This is a genomic window from Commensalibacter sp. M0268 (assembly GCF_016101925.1).
Classification (GTDB): Bacteria; Pseudomonadota; Alphaproteobacteria; order Acetobacterales; family Acetobacteraceae; genus Commensalibacter; species Commensalibacter melissae.
Genome location: NZ_JACFPQ010000011.1, coordinates 1 through 480 on the forward strand (window position 1 = coordinate 1; position 480 = coordinate 480).

General features: G+C 35.6%; 1 protein-coding gene. It reads left to right on the plus strand.

Translation table 11 applies throughout. The features are described 5' to 3' along the window. A partial coding sequence (locus tag H3R28_RS08885; protein WP_198210698.1) for a hypothetical protein occupies positions 1-480 on the plus strand: 480 nt, incomplete at both ends.

Here is a 480-nt window from a genome sequence, read left to right on the forward strand (position 1 = left end):
CGAATATGTATCAGAAGTTGTAAATATCAAGAATGGTGGAACATCTGATAGTGACAGTTTCTTTGATCCTGGTGATACAGCAGAAAGTGGCGGTACGTTAATCAACCGTTATTTAGCAGGTGGAAGCAGCTCTTTTCGTACCGCGGATTCCACTGCCGGTTTAAATGTTGAAAATGGTGGGAAAATATTAAATCAAAAGAACCCAACCATTCCTGATACCCCCAATATTCCAGATAATAATTGTGATACAAACTATTATATACCAGTAAATCTTTTGCCTGGTCAAAGTCATAATTTACCTTCTGGATATGTCGTAAGTGATTACAGAAGATATATGATCAAAAATGATTATCCAATTATTTCCGGTGGTGTTTGGAATGCTGTATTAACTTCTTCAGGTGAAACTATTTATACCAGTAATTATACTAGTGTACATGGTCCTGTTAATATGATCCATGGAGTTTTAAACATTAAAAGCGG